The organism is Kitasatospora sp. NBC_01266 (assembly GCF_036242395.1).
GTDB lineage: Bacteria > Actinomycetota > Actinomycetes > Streptomycetales > Streptomycetaceae > Kitasatospora.
Window position 1 is genome coordinate 1,306,207 of sequence record NZ_CP108458.1, and the last position, 23,770, is coordinate 1,329,976.

The 23,770-nt window shown below is 69.3% G+C and carries 24 protein-coding genes and 1 pseudogene; 16 read left to right on the forward strand and 9 right to left on the reverse strand.

Annotation, left to right across the window (positions count from 1 at the left end; all coding sequences use genetic code 11):
* Nucleotides 1-6 precede the first annotated feature (6 nt).
* The 3 genes from OG403_RS05880 to OG403_RS05890 all read left to right on the forward strand — a co-directional run bounded on the left by OG403_RS05880 (nucleotide 7) and on the right by OG403_RS05890 (nucleotide 2,079).
* On the forward strand, nucleotides 7-546 hold the full coding sequence (locus OG403_RS05880; RefSeq protein ID WP_329561996.1) for a DUF6262 family protein: 540 nt from the start codon (nucleotides 7-9) through the stop codon (nucleotides 544-546).
* A gap of 217 nt (nucleotides 547-763) precedes the next feature.
* Nucleotides 764-1,711, forward strand: coding sequence for a hypothetical protein (locus OG403_RS05885; protein ID WP_329561998.1), 948 nt, complete (start codon nucleotides 764-766; stop codon nucleotides 1,709-1,711).
* Nucleotides 1,708-2,079: a Pepco domain-containing protein gene (locus OG403_RS05890; protein ID WP_329562000.1), complete on the forward strand. Its 372-nt coding sequence runs from the start codon at nucleotides 1,708-1,710 to the stop codon at nucleotides 2,077-2,079. The genes OG403_RS05885 and OG403_RS05890 overlap by 4 nt, the downstream gene beginning before the upstream one ends.
* A gap of 242 nt (nucleotides 2,080-2,321) precedes the next feature.
* Here the strand turns inward: OG403_RS05890 and OG403_RS36655 are convergent, their stop codons facing one another.
* From OG403_RS36655 to OG403_RS05915, 6 genes are all read right to left on the reverse strand, one after another.
* On the reverse strand, nucleotides 2,322-3,410 hold the full coding sequence (locus tag OG403_RS36655) for a DNA cytosine methyltransferase (RefSeq protein WP_442910867.1): 1,089 nt from the start codon (nucleotides 3,408-3,410) through the stop codon (nucleotides 2,322-2,324).
* Nucleotides 3,407-4,405 (reverse strand): TRM11 family SAM-dependent methyltransferase, encoded by a 999-nt coding sequence (locus OG403_RS05895; RefSeq protein ID WP_329562001.1) that lies wholly within the window; start codon nucleotides 4,403-4,405, stop codon nucleotides 3,407-3,409. Before OG403_RS05895 ends, OG403_RS36655 begins: the two co-directional genes overlap by 4 nt.
* A gap of 43 nt (nucleotides 4,406-4,448) precedes the next feature.
* Nucleotides 4,449-5,225, reverse strand: coding sequence for a hypothetical protein (locus OG403_RS05900; protein ID WP_329562002.1), 777 nt, complete (start codon nucleotides 5,223-5,225; stop codon nucleotides 4,449-4,451).
* A gap of 372 nt (nucleotides 5,226-5,597) precedes the next feature.
* Nucleotides 5,598-5,951, reverse strand: coding sequence for a hypothetical protein (locus OG403_RS05905; protein ID WP_329562003.1), 354 nt, complete (start codon nucleotides 5,949-5,951; stop codon nucleotides 5,598-5,600).
* A 117-nt stretch (nucleotides 5,952-6,068) separates the two neighbouring features.
* Nucleotides 6,069-6,446, reverse strand: a complete 378-nt coding sequence (locus OG403_RS05910) for a ribosomal protein L7/L12 (RefSeq protein ID WP_329562004.1) — start codon at nucleotides 6,444-6,446, stop codon at nucleotides 6,069-6,071.
* A 178-nt stretch (nucleotides 6,447-6,624) separates the two neighbouring features.
* A complete protein-coding gene (locus OG403_RS05915) occupies nucleotides 6,625-7,107 on the reverse strand; it encodes a WapI family immunity protein (RefSeq protein ID WP_329562005.1) in 483 nt (160 codons plus the stop codon).
* A 159-nt stretch (nucleotides 7,108-7,266) separates the two neighbouring features.
* On the opposite strand from OG403_RS05915, the gene OG403_RS05920 reads away from it, so the two are divergent.
* Nucleotides 7,267-7,848 carry an HAD domain-containing protein gene (locus OG403_RS05920; RefSeq protein ID WP_442911048.1) on the forward strand — a complete coding sequence of 194 codons (582 nt, stop codon included), beginning with the start codon at nucleotides 7,267-7,269 and terminating at the stop codon, nucleotides 7,846-7,848.
* Nucleotide 7,849: 1 nt separating this feature from the next.
* On the opposite strand, the gene OG403_RS05925 is transcribed toward OG403_RS05920, so the two are convergent.
* Both OG403_RS05925 and OG403_RS05930 read right to left on the reverse strand, forming a co-directional pair.
* Nucleotides 7,850-8,125, reverse strand: coding sequence for a DUF6966 domain-containing protein (locus OG403_RS05925; protein WP_329562008.1), 276 nt, complete (start codon nucleotides 8,123-8,125; stop codon nucleotides 7,850-7,852).
* A 164-nt stretch (nucleotides 8,126-8,289) separates the two neighbouring features.
* Nucleotides 8,290-9,798: a S1 RNA-binding domain-containing protein gene (locus OG403_RS05930; RefSeq protein WP_329562010.1), complete on the reverse strand. Its 1,509-nt coding sequence runs from the start codon at nucleotides 9,796-9,798 to the stop codon at nucleotides 8,290-8,292.
* A gap of 180 nt (nucleotides 9,799-9,978) precedes the next feature.
* Here OG403_RS05930 and OG403_RS05935 point away from each other — a divergent pair, with 180 nt between their 5' ends.
* The 5 genes and pseudogenes from OG403_RS05935 (at nucleotide 9,979) to OG403_RS05955 (ending at nucleotide 13,202) form a co-directional block, all read left to right on the forward strand.
* Complete coding sequence (locus tag OG403_RS05935) at nucleotides 9,979-10,512, forward strand: hypothetical protein (RefSeq protein ID WP_329562012.1); 534 nt, start codon at nucleotides 9,979-9,981, stop codon at nucleotides 10,510-10,512.
* Nucleotides 10,513-10,520: 8 nt separating this feature from the next.
* Nucleotides 10,521-10,796: pseudogene (locus OG403_RS05940) on the forward strand (hypothetical protein); the annotation flags it as partial.
* On the forward strand, nucleotides 10,763-11,056 hold the full coding sequence (locus tag OG403_RS05945) for a hypothetical protein (protein WP_329562016.1): 294 nt from the start codon (nucleotides 10,763-10,765) through the stop codon (nucleotides 11,054-11,056). The pseudogene OG403_RS05940 and the gene OG403_RS05945, both read left to right, overlap by 34 nt.
* Before the next feature lie 88 nt (nucleotides 11,057-11,144).
* The gene (locus OG403_RS05950; protein WP_329562018.1) at nucleotides 11,145-11,825 is read left to right on the forward strand and encodes an SMI1/KNR4 family protein; all 681 of its coding nucleotides are present in this window, start codon (nucleotides 11,145-11,147) and stop codon (nucleotides 11,823-11,825) included.
* Between the two features lie 243 nt (nucleotides 11,826-12,068).
* A complete protein-coding gene (locus OG403_RS05955) occupies nucleotides 12,069-13,202 on the forward strand; it encodes a hypothetical protein (protein WP_329562019.1) in 1,134 nt (377 codons plus the stop codon).
* A 156-nt stretch (nucleotides 13,203-13,358) separates the two neighbouring features.
* Here the strand turns inward: OG403_RS05955 and OG403_RS05960 are convergent, their stop codons facing one another.
* Nucleotides 13,359-14,216, reverse strand: coding sequence for a YwqG family protein (locus OG403_RS05960; RefSeq protein ID WP_329562021.1), 858 nt, complete (start codon nucleotides 14,214-14,216; stop codon nucleotides 13,359-13,361).
* A gap of 328 nt (nucleotides 14,217-14,544) precedes the next feature.
* Here OG403_RS05960 and OG403_RS05965 point away from each other — a divergent pair, with 328 nt between their 5' ends.
* The 7 genes from OG403_RS05965 to OG403_RS05995 all read left to right on the forward strand — a co-directional run bounded on the left by OG403_RS05965 (nucleotide 14,545) and on the right by OG403_RS05995 (nucleotide 23,765).
* Nucleotides 14,545-15,339, forward strand: a complete 795-nt coding sequence (locus OG403_RS05965) for a hypothetical protein (RefSeq protein WP_329562022.1) — start codon at nucleotides 14,545-14,547, stop codon at nucleotides 15,337-15,339.
* Nucleotides 15,340-15,639: 300 nt separating this feature from the next.
* Nucleotides 15,640-15,954, forward strand: coding sequence for a pilin (locus OG403_RS05970; RefSeq protein ID WP_329562023.1), 315 nt, complete (start codon nucleotides 15,640-15,642; stop codon nucleotides 15,952-15,954).
* 326 nt (nucleotides 15,955-16,280) lie between these two features.
* Nucleotides 16,281-17,705, forward strand: coding sequence for a hypothetical protein (locus OG403_RS05975; protein WP_329562025.1), 1,425 nt, complete (start codon nucleotides 16,281-16,283; stop codon nucleotides 17,703-17,705).
* A gap of 6 nt (nucleotides 17,706-17,711) precedes the next feature.
* Nucleotides 17,712-18,677 (forward strand): PrgI family protein, encoded by a 966-nt coding sequence (locus OG403_RS05980; protein ID WP_329562026.1) that lies wholly within the window; start codon nucleotides 17,712-17,714, stop codon nucleotides 18,675-18,677.
* Nucleotides 18,674-20,431 carry a VirB4 family type IV secretion system protein gene (locus OG403_RS05985; protein ID WP_329562027.1) on the forward strand — a complete coding sequence of 586 codons (1,758 nt, stop codon included), beginning with the start codon at nucleotides 18,674-18,676 and terminating at the stop codon, nucleotides 20,429-20,431. Before OG403_RS05980 ends, OG403_RS05985 begins: the two co-directional genes overlap by 4 nt.
* Complete coding sequence (locus tag OG403_RS05990) at nucleotides 20,428-22,794, forward strand: type IV secretory system conjugative DNA transfer family protein (RefSeq protein ID WP_329562029.1); 2,367 nt, start codon at nucleotides 20,428-20,430, stop codon at nucleotides 22,792-22,794. Before OG403_RS05985 ends, OG403_RS05990 begins: the two co-directional genes overlap by 4 nt.
* 8 nt (nucleotides 22,795-22,802) lie before the next feature.
* Nucleotides 22,803-23,765, forward strand: coding sequence for a replication-relaxation family protein (locus tag OG403_RS05995; RefSeq protein WP_329562030.1), 963 nt, complete (start codon nucleotides 22,803-22,805; stop codon nucleotides 23,763-23,765).
* Nucleotides 23,766-23,770: the final 5 nt, after the last annotated feature.

Sequence of the window (23,770 nt, forward strand, 5' to 3'; positions counted from 1 at the left end):
GAAGCAATGACCGATCCCCATCCGCTCGCGGCGGCCCGCCGCGCGGACACCGACCGGCGCCGCACCCGCGTCCAGCAGGCACTCGCCGAACTCGCCGATGATCCAGGACAGATCAGCATCTCCTCCGTCGCCGCCCGCGCGGGCGTCCACCGCTCCTTCCTGCACCGGCACCAGGACCTCCACTCCGCCGTCCTCGCCGCCCAGCAGGCCATGCCCGCCCCTCGCGCGCGGTCCGCGACCACCAGCGCGGCATCGCTCCGCGCGGACAACGCCAACCTCACCGAGCGCAACCGCCGCCTCCAGCAGCACATCCACGTCCTCGAAGATCGACTTTCCGAGCTCCTGGGCGAGCAAACCCTCCAGCGCAGCGGCCTGGGCGCGCCGCCGGCCACCGCGGCCATGGAGCAGCAGCTCGAAGAGCTCCGCCAGGACAACCTCGACCTGCAACGCACCCTCGAAGAACGCGATGAGGAACTCGGAGCCATCCGGGAGGCATACCGCCGCCTCATGGCCGACCGAAACCGAAGTGCATCCGGAATCATCTGATCCGTCCCTCATGTGCTCGGAGCAGGAGCTACTGGTTGACGCCATACGGAGGAAGTAGGCTCCGGCTGCGGTGAAGCCAGTCACGTCAGCCCTAGCCGCTCGGTAGGAGTGCCAGGCCGGGAACGCAAACCACTCCGATAGCCGAGTGGCAGGTGACAGCCGTCAATTATTCTGCATACGATCGAGAGGAGTGGTTCGCCGACGAGAGAGGCTGGCTATGACCCCAATCGATCCTGAGTGGCTACGATTGCTGCCACTTCCCGAATCTCCCGGGTGGCGCAGCGAGGGAAATATCGCGCGCTTCAACCAGATGCGGGAGGTCCTGCCGGAGGAACTTACTCCTTCGGCATATTGGACCCTGCGGGTCTGCGAGGAATTTAATCACCAAATGGACTCCTCGGAATGGCGCGCCGCATACCTCCCACCCGGATTCCAGTATGCTGGTGTTGGCTTCCTGAATCCGAGTATTGATGGCTATCTTCCAGGTGCTTTTGGCGTAATTCTCTACACGTCCGATGACGTGCCTGAACGGCTTCGCCCTCCATTTCAAGACGTGCTGTGGGTGGATGAGATCGGATTTCTTATGGTCCGCCGCTCTGTCACTTTCGAGGATCATGTTTCCGTGACGTCGCCATTTCAGGGTTCTATCACCTGCTGGGCACGCTCCCGCGTCAGCGATCCCCAGCCTTGCGAGGGTTGGCTAACAGCGGGGCACGTCGTACGAGATGCCAGTGGTTCAGTAGACTTTTCTGATGGCGCCTCCGGGAAAATCATTGACCAGGCGTCGCTGTGCATTGATGCGGCAGTCGTAGACACCACGAATCCGTGCAGCGTGAAAAGTCAACTGACGGTCAGGCCAGCTGTTCCCGGAACGAAAGTCAGCTTTCCGCAGCTTGCAGGGGGAACGGTCACTTCTGATATCTGGGATGTCGCTAGTACATTTGGCCAAATGGGCTCCGCCCACTTCCCAGTCCGCTTTGCGATGGGCGACTACGGTGTTGGCGGTGACTCCGGCGCACTGGTTTCCTCAAATCCTGGGGATATCGTAGGCATCTATCTGGGGCGATACCAAGCTTCAATTCGGGGGGTCAAGTACCCCATTGGCGGGTTTGGACTATCCGCAGAGAATCTGCAAGAAGTTATGGAGATGGAGTTCTACTCATGAGCAACCAAGAGCCTCAGGTGGGGACCGTGCCGATTATGCTCTCGGGCCCGCACTCCGCGCCGACAACCGAGTTTCGTGGATCTTCCAGGGAAACTGTCGAATTGCAGCGCGGACCTCGAACTTCCATCAAGGATGTCAAGCTAGATGAGGATAGCTACAACAGAATCTGTACGCAGGTGTTTGCCCTTGTTGACGCCCAGGAAAAGGCGCGACAGAAAGACACGAGGGCGACAGCTCAGCACAATGGGGGCTTCTCAGTCAACGAGATCACGGTTCACCTTGGCCTTAGCGCCAGCGGTAAAGTGGCTTTCATCGCAGAGGCCGGTGTTGAGGTCTCCATCGAAGTCACATTCAAGCGCGGCGGATAGTTGGACCGAGGAACGCGACGCTACGACGGCCTCTGCCTGCTGCAACCGCACCGAACTACCGAAGCAAGTAGTCGAGGGCGGCGGCCGGGACACTCACCTGGGAGGCGAATCTAGCCAGGTCGGACGCGGTAGCCGAGAGAACCCCGATCCTGAGCTACGCGTTCCAAGACGGCGGAAGGAGTCGTCGGCGGTTGACTTCCTCGTTCCCTCCATCGCTGAGCATCAACTCTGTCGCGTGTGGCTCATGTGCGACATGTGTCGCGCACGGCCAGACGTACAAAGGTGCAGCTCAAATCGCCAGTGTGCGGAAATATCCCGATAGAAAGACCTATCATCCACTCCACGAAGTCCGGTGACAGGACCGGTGTCCCGGTCCGCCCCGGACAGGTGGGCTGTGGAGCTGGACGGTTGAGGATCCGCTCCCAGCGACGGATCGCGGCCTCGTAATCGCCCCACCGGGTGTGAATGGACGTCAGGGACTCGGAGGAGCCGAGTTCCTCGGAGCAATGGCGGCGATGGCGGATGGCAGAGTGAGGTCGCCCTTGGAACCGCGCTGACGTGGGCTTCCCTTGGCACCGTCGCCAGCCAGCGGGGTCGGCAGCAACACTGGTGGCGCACTGCCAATATCCGGGACGGCTACCGGGATCGGGGCATCGGGCTCTTCGGTCGGGAGAATGGTGAGAGCGATTTGGGTGCGCAGGTTGAAGCCCCGTCCGGTGGGCCGGTTGCGTCCCGGCCCGGTGGAGTCGGAGACGGTGGGGGTTACCAGCAGGCGCATCGCGAAGCAGCCCGAGGAGGAAGAGGCGGTCGCGGCGGTGTGGGGCTCCGACGTCGCTTGCTCGTAGGCAGCGCCATGCGAGGTCGTACCCGCTGACGGCCAGGTCGGCGGCGACGGTGTCGAGTCCGCGCCGGCGGAGGGCGGTGACGTTCTCCACGAAGACGTACCGGGGTGCCAGTACGCGAACGGCGTGGGCGATGGTGTGCCAGAGTCCACTGCGGGTGCCTTCCATGAGTCCGGCGCCGCGCCCGGCGTACGAGATGTCCTGACATGGGAACCCGGCCGTGAGGATCTCCACGGGCTCGACGGTGTACCAGTCGACGGCGGTGAGGTCGCCGAGGTTGGGGACGTGCGGGAAGCGGTGGGCTAGGAGCAGGCGGGCAGCGGGGTCGTTGTCGGCGCACCAGGCCAGGCGGGCAGGCAGGACGGCTTCAACCGCCAGGTCGAGGGCGGCAGTCCCGGTGCACAGGCTGCCGATCCGCAAGCCGGACCCGGTCCGGGTGAGGGCCTGCGGGCCGAGGGCTCCCGGCCCGCAGACGATGTTCGGGATCACGGAGTCGTAGCCTCCGCCCGGGCGACCGAACCGACCTGGTCGCCCGTCATCGACTTGCGCACAGAACCCGTGAGTGGGGCCCGCAGGACCAGCACGTCCTCGTGCACGATCAAGTGCATGGGGACTCCGGCGGCGCGGGCGGTGCGGACGTTCTTGAGCTGGAAGAAGGAGGGCCGGGCGGCCAGTTCGCCGTCGCGCACGCCTGCGAGCAGGGCCACGCACCGCTCGACCGGGGTGAGGCCGGCGGCCTGTCCGGCGGCGATGATCGCGGCGGGCAGGTCGACGAGTTCGCCGTGGTGGCGCCAGGGGCGGGCGGTGACCGCCACGTGCGCGCCTGAAGCCAGCAGGGGCAGGCAGTTGGCGAGGATCGTGGTGAAGGCGTCGACGAGGTCGTCGGTGGGGGCGAGGGCGAGGTTGGCCGGGTTGGTGCCGTAGCTGGCGTCGAACTTGGCGACACCGCTTCGGCCGGTGTCCCGGGTGGCGTTCACGCGGCCATGGACGGAGGCGCCGTAGGGCGGGGAGGTGAGCAGGAGCCGGACCTGACCGCGGTGTTCGGCGTCGAGGAGGCTGTGGGCGTGGCGCCCGTCACCGGTCCGGACGCTCGCTCGGCCGGTGGCACCCTGGGTGCGGGCGAGGTGAAGGTTGGCGCGGGCGACAGCCGTCCAGCGGCCCTCAAGCTCCACGCCGACCGCGTCGCGACCGAGGTGGACAGCCTCCACGAGGGTGGTGCCGATGCCGCACATCGGGTCCAGGATGAGCTGGCCCGGGTCGGTGTAGGTAGTGATGGCGTGGGCGGCGATGGCGGGGAGCATCTTGGCCGGGTGGGCGGCGGAGGCCGGGGTGTAGCGGTCGCGGCGCTGGTTGCGGGCGTCCTTCTGCGCGGTGACCCACACCGAGGTGGGCAGCGAGGCGAGGGTCACCGGGGCGGGGATGGTTCCGGGGGCTCGGCGCGGCGAGGGCTGAGCAGCGGGGGCGGGCTGGCGGTGAACGGTCATGGAGCGCTCCTCACTCGGGGGCTGGGGGTCGGGTGGGGAGGGTTCACGGCTTGATGAAGGCGAACAGGTCGTTGTGGATCACGTTGTGGCGTCCGGGCACCGGCTGGGTGTGGTGGCATACGCAGTCCTGGCGGTGCCGGACCCGCGCCGGGGTCGCGGGGATCAGGTGCCCGTCGGAGGCGGTGGCCTCGGCGGCGACGATGTGCTGCAGGTACACCAGGCCGCTGGCGCGGGCGTGCGCGACCAGGTAGCCGGCGCTGTCCTGGCCCGTGCTCTGACGGGAGGTCATCACCAGGACACCGTCGGGCGCGAGCGCCTGGGCGCAAGCGTCGGTCAGCGCCGCGAGCTGGGCGTGGGTGGTGAAGGCGTGCGGGGCGGCGATCGCGAGCCGCGCGCTGCCGTCGTGGTGGTCGGCGCTGGTGGAGTGGGTGTCGGGGTGGCCGCGGCGCAGCAGCGCGAGGGAGGCGACCTGGGCGGCCTGGTCGTGGAGAGTGCTGTAGGCGAGGTCCGCGTCGTGCCGGGTGCGGGCGTAGCCGAGCACCTTGCGACCAGCCCGGACGGCGGCGATCAGGCAGGAGGCGTTGCCGGCCTCGGGGACGTAGACGAGGTCGCCGGGGGCCGTGAACGCCTCGACGATCCGCCGCGCCAGGCCGATGGGCAGGCGGTTGGCACAGGCGGCGCCGATCGGGCTCTCGCAGACCGGGCAGCAGCCGGCGAGGGGCTCGGTCAGCCACACCGAGAGCGGGACTGGCCTGCTCGTCGAGTGGGGGCGGGAGCTGGAGCGGTAGATGGTGTTACTGGCAGTGGTGGGCTCGCTCATGGGCGTCGACCCGATGGTCGCCGCAGGACGTTGACAACCAGGGAAACCGCGATCCCCTCAGGTTTCTAACGCCTCCAGACATCGGTCCACATTATCCTCTGCATGCAGACCGTGAATTGCCGCCCGCCTGCTTCCGCGCGCGCTCGTGAAGCCCCTGCAGCACGGCTGCACAGGTGAGTTGATGAGGCTTCTGGACAACGGCTCGATGGATCACGAACAGGAAGGACTCGGGGCACCTACTATGACAAGAAGATCAGCCAGGGCAAACGGCAAACCCAGGCCCTTCTCTGCCTGGCCAGACGCCGGGTCGACGTCCTGTTCGCCATACTCCGGGACGGCACCTCTTACGAACCCCGGCCCGTCGGATCAGTCTCAATCGCCGAGAGCCCGCCTTGCCGCAGCCCATAGCTGCTCGAACTCCTCCGCAGAGATCTCGGCCGCATGGGGCTGGTCCTGCCAGCCGTCCATCAGGCCCTCGGCGAGAACGCCGTACTGCCGTTCATAGCGGCCCATCGCCGCGACATCGGCATGATCACGCAGGTGCAGCACCTCCACCAGAGAAGCTGCCACCACTGGCCGTGAGTCCTCGCCCCGGACCTCAACCTGACGCGCTGCCCAGCCCTCGTCGTCAGCCTCGACGTACAGCCACAGATCTTCATCCTCGTAGTAGGTGCGGAACCAGGTCGTCATGTCGTCATCCTGGCGCACGCCGTTGACCAAGCCCATAGGGGCACCCCCACCACCAAAAACGCCGGGTCCCGCACCGCCAGTCGGCCCTCCCGGGCGAGAGGCATCCAGGCCGGATCGTTCCGCTTCGGATGCGTAGGTGCGCCCGACGCGGCGTCAGAGGGTGAGGCTCGGAGACCCGTAGGCACTGCAGAATCCGCAGTCACAACTGGTGAGAGAGTTCGCCCGGCAGTGGGCAGTCGGCCAGGCGCGGGATGCGCAGGGGCCTGGCTCGAGCAGCGCCCCGTCGCGGGGCACTGTCCTGGCGCACCAGGTACAGCGGATCGTTGCAGGCACGCCGGCTTCCTGCAGCTGCTGGGCCGCGACGGCCGCCATGTCGAGCGGGACGTCCTCCAGAACCGCCGCAGGAGCGCTGCCCAGGAGGAGCTTGCTGCGCCACAGGCTCAGTCCGGTGACCGCCCCGATGGCTTGCAGGGCCTTCTGTCCGCCGTTTCCGGGCTCCGTCACCAGCACGGTGAACCCTGGGTCCTCCACAGACGCATCTCCTTCGCTGGCGGGACAACCGCCCTCAGTATGTCCATGGAAGAAGCCTTCGGCCCGTCAGTTTTCGGTGACCGCCGTGCCGCCACGTATCGGCGTACTCACGAAACTCCGGCCGGCCGTGAACGGCTGCAGCAGCGATTTCGTGATGTCAGCTGAAGAACGATGCTTGTCAGCGGGCCGGGAAGGACGCGAGAGCAAGATCCCACTGGTCGGCGGCGTGAAGCAGGGCTTCCGTATCCACCCGAACCTCCACGGCGTACTGGTAGATGCCCGTTCTCTCGTCGCCCTGCTGCCACGGGGGTGCAGCCTCCAAGGACAGGTGGATGCGAATCACCGCCCCGCCCTCGCTCCGATCGGCGACGCTGAAGGCCAGGACCGGCTCGACGAACCAGGTATCCGGGGCCAACTCGCCCTCGGCGTCCCGACCGGTCACGGCCACTGTCCCCGCCGCCACCGCACACAGCCAGGCGGTCACCTCGCGGGCTTCGCCGGTCAGCAGGCATGGATCGGCGAACGACCAGGCGCCCTGGGGAGTCGTCACCTTCCCGCCGATGACCAGCCAGTTGTCGTCGTACGGGTCTCCCCCGGTGGTGGGGAACTGGTAGCGCAGGGGGAAGAGTTCGACGGCGCTCGCGTGATCACTCAATAGCACTGCCGCAGGATGTCATATCCAGCTCAGTAGCCCCGGGTCAGGAGTGTGCTCCGGGGCACGGCGGCTGGGCGAGAACGACGGTCCGCACGAATAGATCGCTTCCAGGCGGAAATTCCGGGTGAGGTTCGTGGTGACGGCGGTACGGTGCCGGGCATGCGTATGGATGGTGAGTCGGTTCGGTGTCAACGGCCGTTGCTGCTGCTCGACGTCGATGGTCCGCTCAACCCGTTCGGTGGGATGCCGAACCGGCGCCCGGCCGGCTTCGAGACGCACCGGCTTATGCCGCCGAGCTGGGAGGCTGCCGAGCTCGCGCGCTTGGAGGCCTGGGGGCGGCCGGGGAAGCATCCGACGCCGTTGCCGGTGTGGCTGAACCCGGGCCACGGGGCTGAGCTGGCAGCGCTTCCGTTCGAGTTGGTGTGGGCCACAACGTGGGAGGACGAGGCCAATACCTTCATCGCACCGTTGATCGGCCTACCCGAACTGCCGTTCATCGCCGGGTCGACGCCACGCCCCACGCCGGGCGGGAAGGTGTTCTGGAAGACCCCGGAGATCGTCTCCTGGGCGGCCGGTCGAGCGTTCGCCTGGGTGGACGACGAGATCACCAGCGCGGATCACCACTGGGTGGCCGCCCACCACGAGGGACTGGCGCTGCTGCACCGGGTCGATCCGCATATCGGCCTGACCTCTGAGGACTTCCGCGCCCTCGAAGACTGGGCCGCAGCCCTGTGCGGCTCGGCTTGATCTACCGCAGTACGCCCGCGAGCCCGTAGGCCTCGCTCTTCAGGCGCTGGAACTGGTCGTTCACCGCGTCGACCTGGTCGGCTGAAACCGGGTGCCCGTTGGCTGGGTGGATGATCAGGTCGTTGAGGCTGCCCATACCGCCGAAAGCACTGAGGAAGTGGCGGATTCCCTCATCGTCACCGCCGTCGATGAGCTCACGGTCATGCTCAATCCAGGCCGCCCAGTGCTGAACGTCGTAGCTCCAAAGGAGGCTCGACAGTTCGGTGAGCGCGGCCACGAGGCGCTCTCTGGTCGGAGTCACCCCGTCAGTGTCCCACTGCAGGGCCCGCTGACTCCCTCGAAGGGCTCCGCGTCGACCGCCGGAACAGCTGGGCGGAGTACCTCGAAGCTGTCCAGGCCGTCGAACGATGATGGGCCGCGTTGAATACAGCCCCCGTGTCCTCATTCCGGCCGGGCGCGTTTGAGAGAAAGGCTGATGCGGCGACGCTCGCGGTCCACGTCGAGGACGGCAGCACGAACCTGGTCGCCGACGGCGAGCACCTCCTGCGGGGCCTCGACGTCGTGATCGACCAACTCGGTGAGGTGGACGAGGCCCTCGACGCCCTCCTCCACCTGGACAAACGCGCCGAACGGCACCAGCTTGGTCACCGTCCCCGAGACCGAGTCGCCGACGTTGTGGGTATCGGCATAGAGCCGCCAGGGATCGGGCTGCAGCGCCTTCATGGACAGGCTCACCTGTTCCCGTGCGAAGTCGACACTGATGATCTCGGCGCGGATTTCCCGACCGATCGGGGCGATGTCGTCCACCGAGTCAAAGCGGGTCCAGGACATCTCGGGAACACGCAGGAAGCCGAGGAAACGGCCCAGGTCGTCATCGAGGTGCACATACACCCCGATGTCGTTGAGTCCCGTCGCGACGACCCCGGAAACCGCGTCTCCAATCCGCAAGGAGCCCAGGAACGTCCGGCGCTCGTCCGCCTGACTCCGATTGGTGCGCCAGCGCGCCCGCAGGACACCGTCCCCGTCGGGCAAAACCGCAGCGAGAAGGGGGCGGCGATCAGCTGGTTCCAGCGGAACCAATGCAGCGCGGTGGCCCGGGCCGGCCGAAATCTGGGGATTCGGCACGTCTGCCCGGCCCATGCCCGGTTCTGCGACCCGCGCCGCGTGGAATCCCCCACCGGGATGCTGCCGCACAAGCAGTTGGAGGCGCTCCCCGCGCACGACGGCGGCGCGGATCACGTCAACGTCGTCGGTGAGGTCCGGCCAAACCGCCAGCCGCGCCCGTGGGGTCAGACGCTGACGCACAGCCTCGACCTCGTGAGCGGTCGTCAGGCGGTGCCAGCGGTAGGCGTTGCCGGTCGGACGTTCCTCCAGCAGGACCCCACCGCGGTCCGCGACCAGTGCGCCGACCTCAGACCAGAACTCCTCGCCGGCGGCCTGCGAGGCGTCCGTCTCGTCGAGAGCCGGATCGTAGGGTGAGCTCGCGAGCCGGTCGACGTGCAGCCCAAGAACGCGGGTGCGGAACACGGCGTTCTCGAAGTCCCGGGCGCCGCCGACGTATATGTCGTCCCGGTCGCCGACGTGGACGAAGAAGCCGTTGTTCGCCCGCAGCCGGCACCAGGCACCCTCGCGCAGCACCATCGCCCGCAACAACCCGAGACCGGTGGCGAGTTGGACGCGCGCGCCGTCGTGGAAGCCGACGCCGTCATAGGGGAAGAGTCCGCTCAGCCCGTGCCCTCCGCTTCCCGCGTGGACGGAGAAGGAGAAGAAGCCCTCGGCCATGGGGTTGTCGATCGTCACCTGCTCGACGGCGGCATCGAGCGCGAACCCCGCCACGGCTGCCACACAGGCAGCAGCGACGCGTTCCTGGGAGTCATACGCGATGGAGGTACTACCTGCGCCGGCCGCCGCGTCGATGTCAGCAGGGTCGTACGGAGTGATGCGGTACACGAAGGGCGCCATGTCAGCGGCCCGGATGGCTCGTAGTCGCCCTGAGGGCCGGTCGCGGGTGGACAAGGGGAATGATCACCCGCGCACTCTACCGGCACCAAGCACGGCATGGGCAGGGTTCGTTCCCGGCAAGAGCGACCCGGATCGGGAGCGCAAGGTCGGGACGGCTTGAATACGGACATGGACTCCCCGATCTGGGCCGCGCTGTCGGCCGCCGAGCGCTCCACCGTGGACAGCCTGATTCAGCAGGACCACCGGATAGCGGCAGTCGCCCGCATCCGCGAGACGTTCCCAGTCGAGTCCAGGCCGGGCCTGTACGACACACTCGACGTCGTGGCAGCGCGCTACCAGGAGCTGGGCCAACGGTTCGAGCGCTATCCGACCCCTCCGCTGGACCTGGTGACGCTGGCGGAGAAGGTGGAGGCCCTGCCCGGCCGGCCGGTCGCCATCGAGGCACTGTGGGACGGTGACACCGATGGTTGGTGCGTGGACTTGATGGCGCTCACGGACGACCCGGCTACCGAGCACCGGCTCGCCACGATCCGGCACGGCAGTGACATGAGACTGTTCAACGGCACGGTTCCGCCGTGGCCCGAGGCTCAGGAAGCAGAGACGGTCGGTCGTGCCCTGGCCGAGCGGTTCGCAGTGCTGTTCCATTTCACCAGCCCCGATCAGCCCGACTTCGACGCTCCCCGCTGGAGGACCGCCTCGTGAACCACGGGTCCACGTTCTCCACCGTCAAGCTGCGGACCAAGGCCACCCCCGGCGCCGGCAACCCCGCTGCGGCCCTGGCAATGGTGTTCACGCTCGTCGAATCCGCCCAGGAACGCTGGCGCGCGATCATGGGCGCCCGCCTTGTCGCCCTGGTCCGTTCCGGCGCCCGCTTCGGGAACGGCCTCCTGGTCGAGCGCGCCGAGGTGGCGGCATGCCCCAGTGCTTCACCCCAGGCAGCCAGGCCGTTGAGGTGGAACTGGCGATCGGTCAGGTCGCCATCGTGAACCCGGCCGAGGCCACCGCCACAGTGCGCTGCATGCTCGGGCCGGTTCGTCGCGGCGCCCGGTTCGACCGCATCCGCGACTCGGTAGAAGCCCTCGACTTGGAGCTGACGCAGATCCTCGCTTACCACCAATACGTCGAGGAACTCGACCCCGTCCACACCGCGCTCGTGACCCTCCGAGGCACAGGAATCCAACTCCTGACGTCAGCTACCCCGGGCTCCAGTTGGCAAGTCATCCAGGGAGCCAACCCGCCGCCGTGACCAAGCCATCCACAGGTATTGACTATTACTCCGAACTGGGGCTGGGCTCGTCTCTGTGTGTGTCGGGCCTGGCTCGTACGCTGCGGGCATGAGTTATGAATCTTGGGCGGGAGTCCGCGAGCAGATACAGGCACTGACGAAGGCGCCGGGTGCGAGCTCAGTCTTCGGGTTCCACGGTCACAAGTTCCTGCTGGAGGATCCGCTCACCGCAGGCGAGCTGGACGAGCTGGAGGGTCAGCTGGGTGTTCGACTTCCCGAGGACTACCGGGAGTTCTTGACCCAGGTCGGTTCCGGCGGTGCCGGCCCGGGCTACGGGGTCTTTCCGGTACGCCGCGTGGACGGGCGGTGGCGGTGGGAGGGCGACGGGGCGGATCTGGCGGATTTGGCCCGCCTGTCCGAGCCCTTCCCGGTCCAGGGTCCCGATTCCGCCGAGCTCGACGCTCTCCAGGAGGAGTGTCCCCAGGAGGAGGACTTCGACGAGGAGGAAGACTTCGACGAGGCGATGGGCGAATGGGATGCGAGGTGGGAGGCGCTGATGTGGAATCCCGAGCGGACCGTCGGCGCCATCGCCCTGTGCCATTTGGGCTGCGCCTACCGGCAGTGGCTGATCGTCAGCGGTCCCGAACGCGGTCGCATCTGGTCCGACGACCGGGCGGACGAGCGTGACCTTGAGCCGCTCCTCGGGCCTGGGCAAGAGCCCGTGACGTTCGCCCTCTGGTATCGGAGCTGGCTGGCACAGGCCAGCCGCTCGATAGCAGCGAGCCGCTGACGCCCCGTGGACGCATCTATCCAGCCTCAGCGGGCCAGACCTGTCGGGCTTGTTCGATACGCGCTTGGTGGTGGTTACCCCAGTCGTCGTCGAGGCGGATCCACAGCATCGTGTAGAGGCAGTCGGAGTCGTTGATCTCGGTGTGGGGCGCCAGCAGGTTCGTGAGGTGAGCGTAGGGTAGGGCGGCTCCTGCTCACGCGGCTGTGGAAGGCGACGACTGTGCACCCTGACGTGGAGCGCCTGATGGCGCTCATGCCGCCCGGGCCGGAGGGCGGAGACCGGGTCGACTGGCGGGCGGTCGAGCAGGATCTCGGTTGTCGGATGCCGACCGACTTCCGCGACCTCATCGCCGTGTACGGGGTCGGCACCATCGACGAGTGCCTGATGGTTCTCCCGCCGACCAGTGCCGAACACGAGTCAGGGATCCCGTCCGTGGGCCAGATGACACCGATGCCCGCGAAGACCGCCTGGCTCGAACACACGAAGTCCGACTATCCGCTGTGGCCGGAGCCCGGCGCCTTGGTATGCGGGCTGCGCATGGTGGACATCAACGGAGACCTGACGGGTGCCGTCTATTGGCGCACCACGGGGCCTGACCCCGAGCAGTGGCCGGTAGTCGTGTGGCAGCGCCACCGTCCCTTCGCCGAGTTCAACCTGAGCATGACCGGCCTCCTGGTGAAGTGGCTGGTCGAGGCCGCAGGCATCGACTTCGATCAGCGGATGGTTTTCGGCGCGCCGCATTCGCGGTTCATCCACTGGCGTGCCGAGCGCGTGATGCGTGAGCAGGGCCTGGACCCCTGGGAGTACCTGGAGCCGCTTTATGAAGAGGCGAACGAGGAGTGGGAGGAACGGAACCTTACCGGGGCGCCCCCCAGCTGGGCGTTGGCACACGAGATCGAGGTACGGCCGCCGATGCCCGAAGGCCTGCTGGTGTCCGAGGGTCCCCAGCTCGCCGTGCTGGGCATCACCGGGTCGTCGAGCGGGGACCTCGTCATCAAGGCGTCCGTCGCTCTGGGCAGCGCGACGGCAGCGCCCGTACGGCTGACGCCCCCGCTTGGACCGCGGGGCCCCATGGTGGAGGTCACCGGACCGGAAGGGCTGCTCGCAGCGGCCTTCGGCGCCGAGGTCACCGCTCCGGAGCCTGGTGCGCCGCTACTCGTCTCGTCCACCGAGCCGTTGACGTTCGAGGTGCGGGTGCCGCCGTCCGCGATCATGACCGACACGACGTGGCCGGACCTGGTCCGTCGGCTCGCAACCGGCGCCACGATGAAGCTGACCGTTCAAGACCCAGCCATCGCCGGCCTGCGGGCCACGCCTCCCGCCAGAGCGGCGGATGTGGACGACGTCCTGGTCGGCTGGTGGCCGCCGCGCTTCTGAGCCCCCGCCACGCGATCAGCGCACACCCGAGAACGAACCGAGCCTCATCCGGGTCCGCGCGGGCCTCCCAACGGACCCGCTTCACCGCGATCCCCTGCCAGCGCCGACTCACGCAGCAGATCGCCGGCTCTGCGGGGCTTCACCGCACTCGTGGGGTCAGCCGCATTGCCAGGTGAAGACCGCCTGGTCGAACCGCTTCTCGGCCAGGTCCTTTCGGCGGATGAGCCAGTACAGCGAGCCGACGTCGCCCCACATCATGTCGGCGTCGCTGTCGCTGTCGATCTGCGCGAGCAGCAGCCAGCGCTCGGCCTCCTCGGCCAGCTCCGGCGAGTGCCAGGAGGTGCTGCCGCCGAGGAGGGCGTGCGCGACCTCGTACTCGACGGGGTTCTGGACGGACATCGGGTGGCCGCCGATGCGGTGGCACGGTCCGTCCCAGGTCTTGCCGACGGCCTTCCCGAAGGCTTCGTCACTGATGGGGTGGTCGCGCGGGTCCCAGCCCGGTCCGCCGAAGGTGCGCTGGGTAACGGGGTGCCACGGGTCGAGGTCGGAGGCGGTCAGCTGCGCGGTGAGGCTGACCTGCGGATAGGGCGTCAGGCCTTCCGGGGTCGGGTGGTCGACGGTCTCGGTCCCGGCGGGGACGTAGATGACGCGGGCTCCGTCCCAGCTGTCCCGGTCGTCGACGATGACCAGCGCGTCGCCGTCGTCCAGCTGGCCGTCGAAGTAGAAGAACAGCAGCGTGCCGTCCGCCGGGAGCGGTATGTCCAGCTCACCGGTCGGCAGTGCCGCGCAGTCCACCGAGGCCACGAAGGACAGCGGTCCGTGTCCTTCCCAGACCGGCCAGTCGGTGTCGTGGGGCAACGCGGGGACGCCGCCGAGCCTGGCAGCCGCCTGCCCTCCGCCGGCTCCAAGGGCAAGGCGGGCGCAGGGCCGCAGCAGGGCGGTCCACTTGTCGGCGATGTCCGCCGGCAGGTGCTGGTGGGCGATGGCGGACAGTTCGGCGTTCCACGAGGTCATGCGCTGATCATGCCGGGTTCCTCCGACAACAAGCCGTCAGCCCCTGCTGCTGGCAAGGGGTCCTGAGGAACTTTTTCGACGAGTTTCCGCGGCCGCGGCGCCGCTCGGTCGCCGTGCCTCGGAGGTGGGCGTTTACGCTGCTCAGCCGCTTGATGGAGGCGGGATGGAGGTGGGCCGACTCCATCCCGCCTCCATGCAGCCCGCAGGCCGGCTCTGTACCTGCTCCGCCCCGTCCCGAGATCGTCTCCGGGGCGGCTCCGGGGCCCTTGGCGCACTCGATCCCACTCGGCGATCAACGCCGATGACCTCGGATCGAAGGAGCACAGCCGTGGACATCCGTACGACTTCGGGCAAGCCGGTGGAGCCGCTCCAGCTCGTGGAGCAGGAGATGCGCCGGCTGGTCGACCGGCGCGTGCCGTTGACGCTGTACGTCGGGGACCTGGACCCGGCGCTGCCGGACGCCTGGTTGGACATGGCGTCGCTGCGGGCGCTGCTGCTGCACCCGACGGTCGGGTACGCGGTGCGCGGGGCGATCTGGGTGCGGCTACTGCGGCTGACGCGGGCCGGTGGGCAGGCGGGTGAGGATTGGCGGGTCGCGACGTGCGCGATGGCGCTGCCGGGGCTGTACCGGATCGCCGCCCGGATGCGGCGGGAGGTGCCGCAGCAGGCGGTGGAGGTGCAGCAGGTGATGCTGGCCGGGTTCTGGGACGCGCTGGTGACGGTGCGGGAGCGGGCCGAGTCGATGGCGGAGCCGGGGCGGATCCCGTCCAGCCTGTGCTGGGCCGCCGATCGGGCGGCCCGCTCGTTTCGTGACCGGGAGCGTGAGGTCGGGCGGCGCACGAGCGGCCTGCGGGACGGGGACTGGCCGGCGGGCGTGGTGCTGAACCCGGAGACGGTGTTGGCGCAGGCGGTCTCCGAGGGCGTGTTGTCGCAGCGGGCGGCTGACCTGATCGCGGTGACCCGGCTGGACGGGGTGCCGGTGCGGGTGCTGGCCGAGCGGGCCGGGTGCACGCCGGAGTCGCTGGGGATGCGGCGTCGGCGGGCCGAGGTGAAGCTTGTCGCCGCACTGCGGGACGGGCGGCTGGACTGCGCGACGACGGTCAATCTGATGAGCGAGCGTTAGAAAGCCCTGCTCACAGTGTTTTGACTGATTGAGAAGGGAGTGCGGCCCCACGGAAGTGGGGCCGGCGCCCGGCATCACAGGGGCATCCGCCGCGGACGTTGACACCCGCTGCCTGCCACCCGACCCGCGAGGGGAGGTGACGGCCCGATGGAGCCCCCGCCGAGCGCCCGACCATCCGCACTCCCTTCTCCCCCGTCGGCCGGGTGCTGCCCGGCTCGGCTCCGTCCTCGTGTTCCTTGGGGGTTTCCCATGCGATGTGCACGTTTGCTGAAGTCTCGTCGGCCGCCGTGGTCCGAACTGATGGTCGTCTCCAGCGCGCTGTTCCTGACCCTCTCGGCCGCGGGTGACGCGTTCGCGGGGACGGCCGTGGTGGCCGGTCCACCGACGCTCGACCAGGTCTTCGGGAACATCACGTTGTGGATCACCGGGATCGTCGCCACAGTGGCCACCACGTTCCTGACCGTCGGCGGGCTGCGCTACCTGCTGGCCGGGGGTGACCCGGGCGAGGTGATGAAGGCGAAGAACGCGGTAAAGTCCGCCGGACTCGGCTACATGCTCGCGATCCTCGCCCCGGTGATCCTGGACGTGCTCAAGGGCCTGGTCGGCAGCAAGTGACACCGTGTCAGCGGCATTACAGGCGGCTGGTGCGGGTCGCGCTGGTGCTCCTCGCCATCGGCGCACTCTGCTCGCAGCAGCCCGCCCACGCCGACCCCGGGCCGGCACCGAGCACGCAGGCTCCGACGCCCGGCCTGATGCCGTCCCCACCGGTCAGTGAGCAGCCCCGTCCGACGCCGACTCCGGCCCCTTCGCCGGGACCGGCTCCATCCGCTCCCGCTGACAGTGGGTCAGGAGACGGCGGCGGGGACTCGGCGTCGTTCTGGGACATCCCGGGGCAGATCCGTGAAGCGATCACCGGCTGGCTGGGCGACCTGATCCGGCCCATGGTCGAGCCGGTGATCAACGGCGTGGTGCGCGCGCTGCTGATCACCCTCGATCCGGCGTTTTCGGGCCGGGTGCGGGAGTTGTGGGAGGCGATGCGGGTCATCGCAATGACCGGCTACGGGCTCTTCGTCCTGGCCACCGGGCTGACCGTGATGACCCACGGCAGCGTCCAGCAGCGATGGAGCGCGCAGGAACTCCTGCCCCGGCTGGTACTGGGTATCGCCGCCTCCAACCTGTCACTGACGCTGTGCTCCACCATGCTGACGCTGGCGAACGCCCTCACGGTAGCGATCTTCGGCAACGGCGTCAGCGCCGACGACGTGGCCGGCACCCTGATCGGACTGATCCTCGCCCAAGTCACCAACACCGGGGCGCCGTACATGCTGGTGATCCAACTCGTCGCACTCACGCTCGCCGGAACGCTGCTGGTGACCGCGCTCATGCGCACCGCAGGAATCGTGCTACTCACCGTCGGGTCCGCGCTGATGCTCGCCTGCCACGGCCACCCGGCCAGCGACGGCATCGCCCGCCTGTGGTGGCGCGCCTACCTCGGGTGCCTGGGCACCCAGATCGTCCAGGCACTCGCGCTGCTGGTCTGCGTCAAAGCCCTGCTGGACCCGGGCAACTACGGGCTCGTACCGATCACCAAGTCCACGCCGCTGGTCAACCTGATGCTGATCTGCTGCACCCTCTACCTACTCATCAAGATCCCGTCCTGGATCCGACGTATCGTCACCACCCCCGCCCGGAACATCACCGGCAACACCGGGCCGCGAGTGCCCGGGATGCGGATCCTGCGCAAGATCGCGATCGGCGCCGCCCTCGGGTCGCCGTTCGGACCGTACGCCTTCGGCGCCGCGCTCGGGGGCCGAGCCCGAGCGGCTTGGAAGGTCGGACGAGCCGCGACGCCTGGGCGCGGCGCGGGCGGTGGCACTCCTCGCTACCGCTGGGGGCCTCCCCGCAGAGGCGGCCCCGGCCCGGGAAGACCCGGCCGTCCAGGCGGCCCAGGCGGAGGCCGTCCTGGTGCCGGACCCGGCGGCCCTCGCCGCGGCGGCCCTTCACCGACCACGGCCGGCCCCGGCCCGAGTGCCGCGCCCACACCGTCCTACCAGTGGGGTCGACCTCGCCGGAATGCTCCCCGCAAGCAGACGCTCCCGCCGCCCAGCCCTTCGCTTCCGCCCGCAGGAGTGACCCCACCCGGCAACCGCCCCGGACCCACTGGCCCGCAGCCAGGCACCGGCGGCCCCGGTTCTCCGCCGCCCAAACCCGGCCCCACCAGCTCACCACCGCCCGCCGTGCGGCCGACCGCCGCTGCCAACCTGCGGCCGGCGCGGGTCAATCTCCCACCCCCGATCCCCCGCCCGGCGCCCTTGCGCCCGCCCCTCGACGACGGACCACCGAACTCCCGTCGCGGAAGGAGTTGAACAACCGTGAACCAGTACTCCCGCGAGGACGACGGCTGGCCCTCGCTCGTCAAGATCCCCGCCGAGGTAGAGCGGGACGACACAATCCTCGGCCCGCTGACAGCACGTCAGAGCATTCAGCTCGGTGTGCTCATGGCCGCGCTGTGGCTCGGCTACCAGGCGACAAAGCAGTTCGTTCCCCCACTGTTCTACCTGGCAGCCGCCGTCCCCATCGGCACGGCGGGCACCATTGCCGTCCTCACCCGCCGTGAAGGCCTCACTCTCGACCGCTGGCTGCTCGCCGCGTGGCGCCACTCCCGCTCCCCGCGACGCCTGGTGCCGGCCGCCGACTCCTGTGACGGCCCGTTTCCCTGGCAGGCCGCCGCGCAACGGGAGCAGCCGGCGACGCCCCCGGCCGAGCTGCGGCTGCCGATCGCGGATGTCGGGCCGGACGGAGTAATCGACGCCGCCGGTGCCGGCCGCGTCGTGCTCAGCCGGGCCGGGACCGTCAACTTCGGCTTGCGGACCGCGGGTGAGCAGCAGGCGCTGATCGCCGGGTTCGCGCGGTGGCTGAACGCCTTGACCGGGCCGGTGCAGATCCTGGTGCGCTCCCAGCGTCTGGAGATCGGACCCGCGATCGCCGAGTTGGAACAGGCCGCCGGCTCGCTCCCGCACCCGCTGCTGGAGGAGGCATGCCGGGAGCACGCCGACTTCCTCGCCGAACTGGCCGCTGAACAGGAGCTGCTCTCCCGTCAGGTGCTGGTGGTCCACCGCGAGCCCGGATGCGATCGCGCGGCCGGGATGAGGGCGCAGCGCCGGGCCGAAGAAGCGGTCGGGCTGCTCGCGGCGGCTGAAGTTCCGCTGCGGCCCCTGTCCGGAGCGGAGGCGTTCGCGCAGGTGGCTGCAGCGACCGCACCGGACACCCCAGTACATCCCGACCCGGCGCTGCCGAACTCGCCGGTCACTCTCATCAGCGACGGAGGTGCCCTGTGAAGGCCCATCAGGCGACCTGCGCAGTGGTGGGGCTGGGGCCGGACAGCCTCCAGGTCGAGGCGCGGGTGCTGGCGGTCGGTGATCTGCTCGCCACCACGCTCCTCGTCACCGGGTACCCGGCCGAGGTCGGCGCGGGCTGGCTGGAGCCGCTGCTGAGCTACCCGGGTCGGCTGGACGTCAGTCTCCACATCGACCCAGTGCCCGCCGCGCTCGCGGCCGACCGGCTGCGCAAGCAGCGTGCCCGACTGGAGGCGAGCCGTCGCGCGGGTGCGGGGCGCGGGCAGTTGGAGGATCCGGAGACGGAGGCCGCCGCGCAGGATGCCGCCGAGCTGGCCTGGCGCGTCGCACGAGGTGAGGGGAAGCTGTTCCGCGTCGGTCTCTACCTCACCGTCTACTCCACCAACCGCGTGCAGTTGGCAGAGGAGATCTCGGCGGTGCGCGCGATCGCCGAGTCGATGCTGCTGCGCTGCGAGGTCGCAACCTGGCGCGCCTTGCAGGGCTGGACCAGCTGCCTGCCGCTGGGCGTCGACCAGCTCGGCGCGAAGCGGACCTTCGACACGGCGGCGCTCGCCGCCTGCTTCCCTTTCGCCTCGCCCGATCTTCCCGCCGCCGATTCCGGATCGCCGTCGGCCGTGGGATCGGTGCTGCTCGGCTTGAACACCTCGGCGTCCGGGCTGGTGCTGTGGGACCGCTTCGCGCAGGACAACCACAACTCGGTCACGCTGGCCCGCTCCGGGGCCGGGAAGTCCTATCTCGCCAAGCTCGAAGCCCTGCGGCTGCTCTACCGCGGCGTGCGGATCTTCGTGATCGACCCGGAGGACGAATACGTCCGCCTCGCACAGGCAGTGGGCGGAACCACCGTCCGGCTGGGCACCGAGGGCGTTCGGATCAACCCTCTCGACCTCACCCAGGAGGACGAGAGCAGCCCCGATCGGCTCACCCGCCGAGCTCTGTTCCTGCACAGCTTCCTGGCCGTCCTGCTCGGTGGCGCCATCGACAGTGCCGGCAAAGCTCTCCTGGACACAGCCATCCTCACCGCCTACCGCGAAGCCGGAATCACCTCCGATCCGCGCACCCACACCCGACCGGCTCCTCTGCTGGCCGATCTCGCCAATGCACTCTCCGAGGCCGCCGATCCCACCGCGCACCACCTGGCGGACCGGCTCGCACCCTTCACCTCGGGCAGCCACCGCCGGCTCTTCGAGGGGCCGACAATGCACCTGACGAACAGTCACCTGACGGTCTACTCGCTGCGCGAGGTGCCGGATGAGCTGAAGGCCACCGCCACCATGCTTACACTCGACGCCGCCTGGCGCACCGTCACCAATCCGCGCGAGCGTCGACCCCGACTGGTCATCGTCGACGAGGCGTGGCTGCTGATGCGCGAGGAGCAGGGTGCCCGCTTCCTGAACCGCATGGCCAAGGGCTCCCGCAAGTACTGGGCCGGGCTGTCCGTGATCACCCAGGACAGCGCCGACCTCCTCGCCACCGACCTGGGCAAGGCAGTCGTCGCTAACGCCGCCACCCAGATCCTGCTACGCCAGGCGCCGCAGGCCATCGACGCGGTGACCGACGCCTTCCGCCTGTCCGCCGGCGAAGCCGCATACCTCCTCTCCGCGCCACAGGGCCAGGCCCTGCTATGCGCCGGGCCCGGCCAGCGGGCCGCGTTCAGCAGCGTCGCCTCCCCTGCCGAGCACCAACTGGTCACCACCAACCCGGGCGAGACCGGTGCGGCGGTCGAGGAGGCACGGTGAGCGCCGCACCGTTCATCCTCGACCCCGGCGAGCGGTGGGGCCAGCTCGGGGCCCTCCTCGTGCGGGACTGGCCGCCCCTCGGCGCTGTGCTCATCGCGGCCGCGACGCTGCGGTGGAGCATGCGCTGGTGGGTTCACCGCTCCCGGCAACGCCGTCTCACCGCCGACGGCACCACTTTGGTAATCCTCGCCCCGCCCACCGTCGAGCCGCGAGCGGCCGAGGTCCTGTGGGGGCACCTCATCGGCCTGCTGAAGCCCTGGTGGCAACGCCTGGCCGGCGGCCAGCCGCACATCGCGTTCGAGTACCGCTTCACCTCCAACGGTCTGACCATCCGCCTCTGGACGCCCGGCGTGATCCCGGCCTCCCTGCTGCGGCGGGCGGTGGAGTCGGCCTGGCCCGGCGCCCACACCACACTCGAACGCCCGGAAGCCCGGATCGAACTCGGCAAGGAACAACCCTTCGTCACCGGCGGCACGTTGCGCTTGGCGCGGCCCGAGATCCTCCCGCTGAGGACCGAGCACGGCGCCGATCCGCTACGCGCCCTGCTCGGCGCGGGGCTCAGTCTGGGAGCCGGTGAGGAGGTCACGGTCAGCGTGCTCGTCCGCCCGGCCACCGGTGCCCGCGTCCGCCGGGCCAAGTACCGGCTCCGCACCATGGGTGACGGGAGTGGCGGGCCCGCGAGAACCGGCCGGCTCTTCGACCTCCTCACCCATCAGCCCTCTCGCGCCACGCTGACCAGCCGGGATCCCGAGCAGAACGCCGAGCTTCGCGCCGCCCTCCTCAAGGCCGCCGGACCACAGTGGGAGACCGTCACCCGCTACTGCGTCACGGTTCCTACCTTGGGAAGTGACGAGTCGGCGCTCTCGGCAGCCCGAGTGCGCGGCCGGAGCCGGGCACACGCCGTCGCCTCCGCTTTCGCCGTGTACTCCGGGCGGAACTGGTACGCCCGCCACCGGCTGCGGCATCCCGCAGAAAGCCTCACCACACGTCACTTTCCCCACCGGGGTGACCTCTTGTCCGTCCCCGAGCTCGCGGCGCTCGCGCACCTGCCCACCGACCCCGCCGCCCCAGGTGTCCAGCGCGCCGGTGCCCGCTCCGTCCCTCCCGCTCCCGCCATCGCGCGCCCCGGACCGTCCGCCAAACCCCTCGGAACCGCCGACAGCGGCCCCACCCGGCCCGTCGGCCTCGCAGTGAGCGACGCCCGCCACCACCTGCACATCGTCGGAGCCACCGGATCCGGCAAGTCCACCCTGATGGCGACCATGATCCTCGACGACGCCCGCGCCGGACGAGGCGCCGTCGTGATCGACCCCAAAGGCGACCTCATCAACGAACTCCTCACTCGCCTACCCGAGTCCGCCCTCGGACGGACCGTGCTCATCGACCCGGACGACCACGCCCTGCCGCCCCGCCTCAACGTGCTCGAAGGTCCGGACCCCGACATCGTGGTCGACAACCTCGCCGGAATCTTCCGCCGGATCTTCGCCGCCTACTGGGGCCCGCGCACCGACGACGTCATGCGCGCCGCCTGCCTCACCCTCATGACCTCCACCACCACGCGGGACACGGTCACACTCGCCAACCTGCCGCCCCTGCTCACCGACCCGCTGTACCGCCGCCGGATCACCCGCGGTGTCAACGACAAGGTCCTGCGCGGCTTCTGGGCCTGGTATGAGCAGCTCTCCGAGCCCGCCCGAGCAGCCGTCACCGCCCCGCTGATGAACAAGCTCCGCGCGTTCCTGCTGCGCCCGTTCGTCCAGCACACTGTCGCCGGCGGACCCTCCACCATCGACCTCGGAGCGGTCCTCGACGGCGGCCTCGCCCTGGTCCGCCTTCCCAAAGGCGTACTCGGCGAGGACACCGCCCGACTGCTCGGCTCCTTCGTCGTCGCCAAGACCTGGCAGGCCGCCGCCCAACGTGCGGGCCGGCGCGAGAGCACGCGGCGAGACGCCGCGATGTACCTGGACGAGGCCCACAACTTCCTCAGCCTCCCCTACCCGCTGGAGGACATCCTCGCCGAAGCCCGCGGCTACCGGCTCGGGCTCGTCCTCGCCCACCAGAACCTCGCCCAGCTCCCCCGCGACCTGCGAGAAGGCATCTCCGCCAACGCTCGCTCCAAGATCGTCTTCAATGCTTCCCCCGATGACGCCCGCGACCTCGAACGCCACATGCGCCCCAACCTCACCGCCCACGACCTCGCGCACCTCGGCGCCTACCAGGCCGCTGCCCGCCTGGTCACCCACTCTGCCGACGCCCCCGCCTTCACCCTGCGCACGACACCCCTGCCCGCGCCCGTCCCGGGACGCGCCGGCGAAGTACGCCGCTCATCCCGCTCCACCTACGGCCCCTCCACCGGAAAGTGAGCCCACCCATGCGCCTCACCACGACTACCGAATCCCGCATCCGCACCACCTCCACCAGCACGCGTCGCCATCCGCCGCTACACAGCCTCGCCTCCCGGCTGACCGAGCGTGACCTGTGGCTGCTGGACATGCTGCTCGAACACCGCGTCCTGACGTCCACTCACGTCGCCGACCTCGCCTACACCTCCCGTCGCTCCGCCAACCGCCGCCTGGCCGCCCTCGCCGAGCTCGACCTTCTCACCACCTTCCGGCCGCAGCTCCCGCTCGGCTCCGCCCCCACCCACTTCGCCCTCGGCCGTACCGGTGCGAACCTGCTCGCCGCTCGGCTCGCCACCACCCCCGCCGCCCTCGGCTGGCACCCCGACACCGCCACCCGGATCGCCTTCTCCCCCACCCTCAACCACGACCTCGGCGTCGCCACCTTCTTCACCGCCCTCGCTCACGGCTCCACCCCTGCCGCGTACTTGAGCACCTGGTGGTCCGAGCTGCGGTGCCGTGACCAGTGGGGTGACCTCGCCCAGCCCGACGCGTACGCGACCACCACCAACTGGACCGGGAGCATCGCGTTCTTCCTCGAACACGACACCGGCACCGAGTCGCTGACCCGGCTGGCCGCCAAGCTCGACGACTACGCCGAACTCGCCCTCGCCACCCGCAGTCGCCCGCTGGTCCTGTTCAGCCTGCACAGCCAGCGCCGCGAAGTGAACCTCCACCAGCGCCTGGCCGCACACCGGGCCCTCGACCACCTGGCCGTCGCCACTCACACCCGCGACCAGCCACTTTCCCCCGCTGAAGCCGTCTGGCTGCCGCTCGGTATCGGCGGGCGACGGCAGTCGCTTGCCGACCTCCCCGACGGCTGGACCGCTGACCGGCGCCCCGTGACGGCCCCGCCCACAACGGGTGTCATGCGAGCCGTCGTTCCAGCGCCGAACCCGCTCGCCCCCGGTCACCCCGCCCGCTCGCACGTCTGAGCGGG

Coding starts and splice junctions, on each gene's coding strand:
- OG403_RS05995 (WP_329562030.1), top strand. CDS start 22,803: ATGCGCCTCACCACGACTACCGAATCCCGCATCCGCACCACCTCCACC.
- OG403_RS05880 (WP_329561996.1), top strand. CDS start 7: ATGACCGATCCCCATCCGCTCGCGGCGGCCCGCCGCGCGGACACCGAC.
- OG403_RS05935 (WP_329562012.1), top strand. CDS start 9,979: ATGGACTCCCCGATCTGGGCCGCGCTGTCGGCCGCCGAGCGCTCCACC.
- OG403_RS05970 (WP_329562023.1), top strand. CDS start 15,640: ATGGTCGTCTCCAGCGCGCTGTTCCTGACCCTCTCGGCCGCGGGTGAC.
- OG403_RS05885 (WP_329561998.1), top strand. CDS start 764: ATGACCCCAATCGATCCTGAGTGGCTACGATTGCTGCCACTTCCCGAA.
- OG403_RS05905 (WP_329562003.1), bottom strand. CDS start 5,951: ATGGGCTTGGTCAACGGCGTGCGCCAGGATGACGACATGACGACCTGG.
- OG403_RS05895 (WP_329562001.1), bottom strand. CDS start 4,405: ATGACCGTTCACCGCCAGCCCGCCCCCGCTGCTCAGCCCTCGCCGCGC.
- OG403_RS05955 (WP_329562019.1), top strand. CDS start 12,069: ATGGCGCTCATGCCGCCCGGGCCGGAGGGCGGAGACCGGGTCGACTGG.
- OG403_RS05950 (WP_329562018.1), top strand. CDS start 11,145: ATGAGTTATGAATCTTGGGCGGGAGTCCGCGAGCAGATACAGGCACTG.
- OG403_RS05920 (WP_442911048.1), top strand. CDS start 7,267: ATGGATGGTGAGTCGGTTCGGTGTCAACGGCCGTTGCTGCTGCTCGAC.
- OG403_RS05975 (WP_329562025.1), top strand. CDS start 16,281: ATGGTCGAGCCGGTGATCAACGGCGTGGTGCGCGCGCTGCTGATCACC.
- OG403_RS05960 (WP_329562021.1), bottom strand. CDS start 14,216: ATGACCTCGTGGAACGCCGAACTGTCCGCCATCGCCCACCAGCACCTG.
- OG403_RS05900 (WP_329562002.1), bottom strand. CDS start 5,225: ATGAGCGAGCCCACCACTGCCAGTAACACCATCTACCGCTCCAGCTCC.
- OG403_RS05890 (WP_329562000.1), top strand. CDS start 1,708: ATGAGCAACCAAGAGCCTCAGGTGGGGACCGTGCCGATTATGCTCTCG.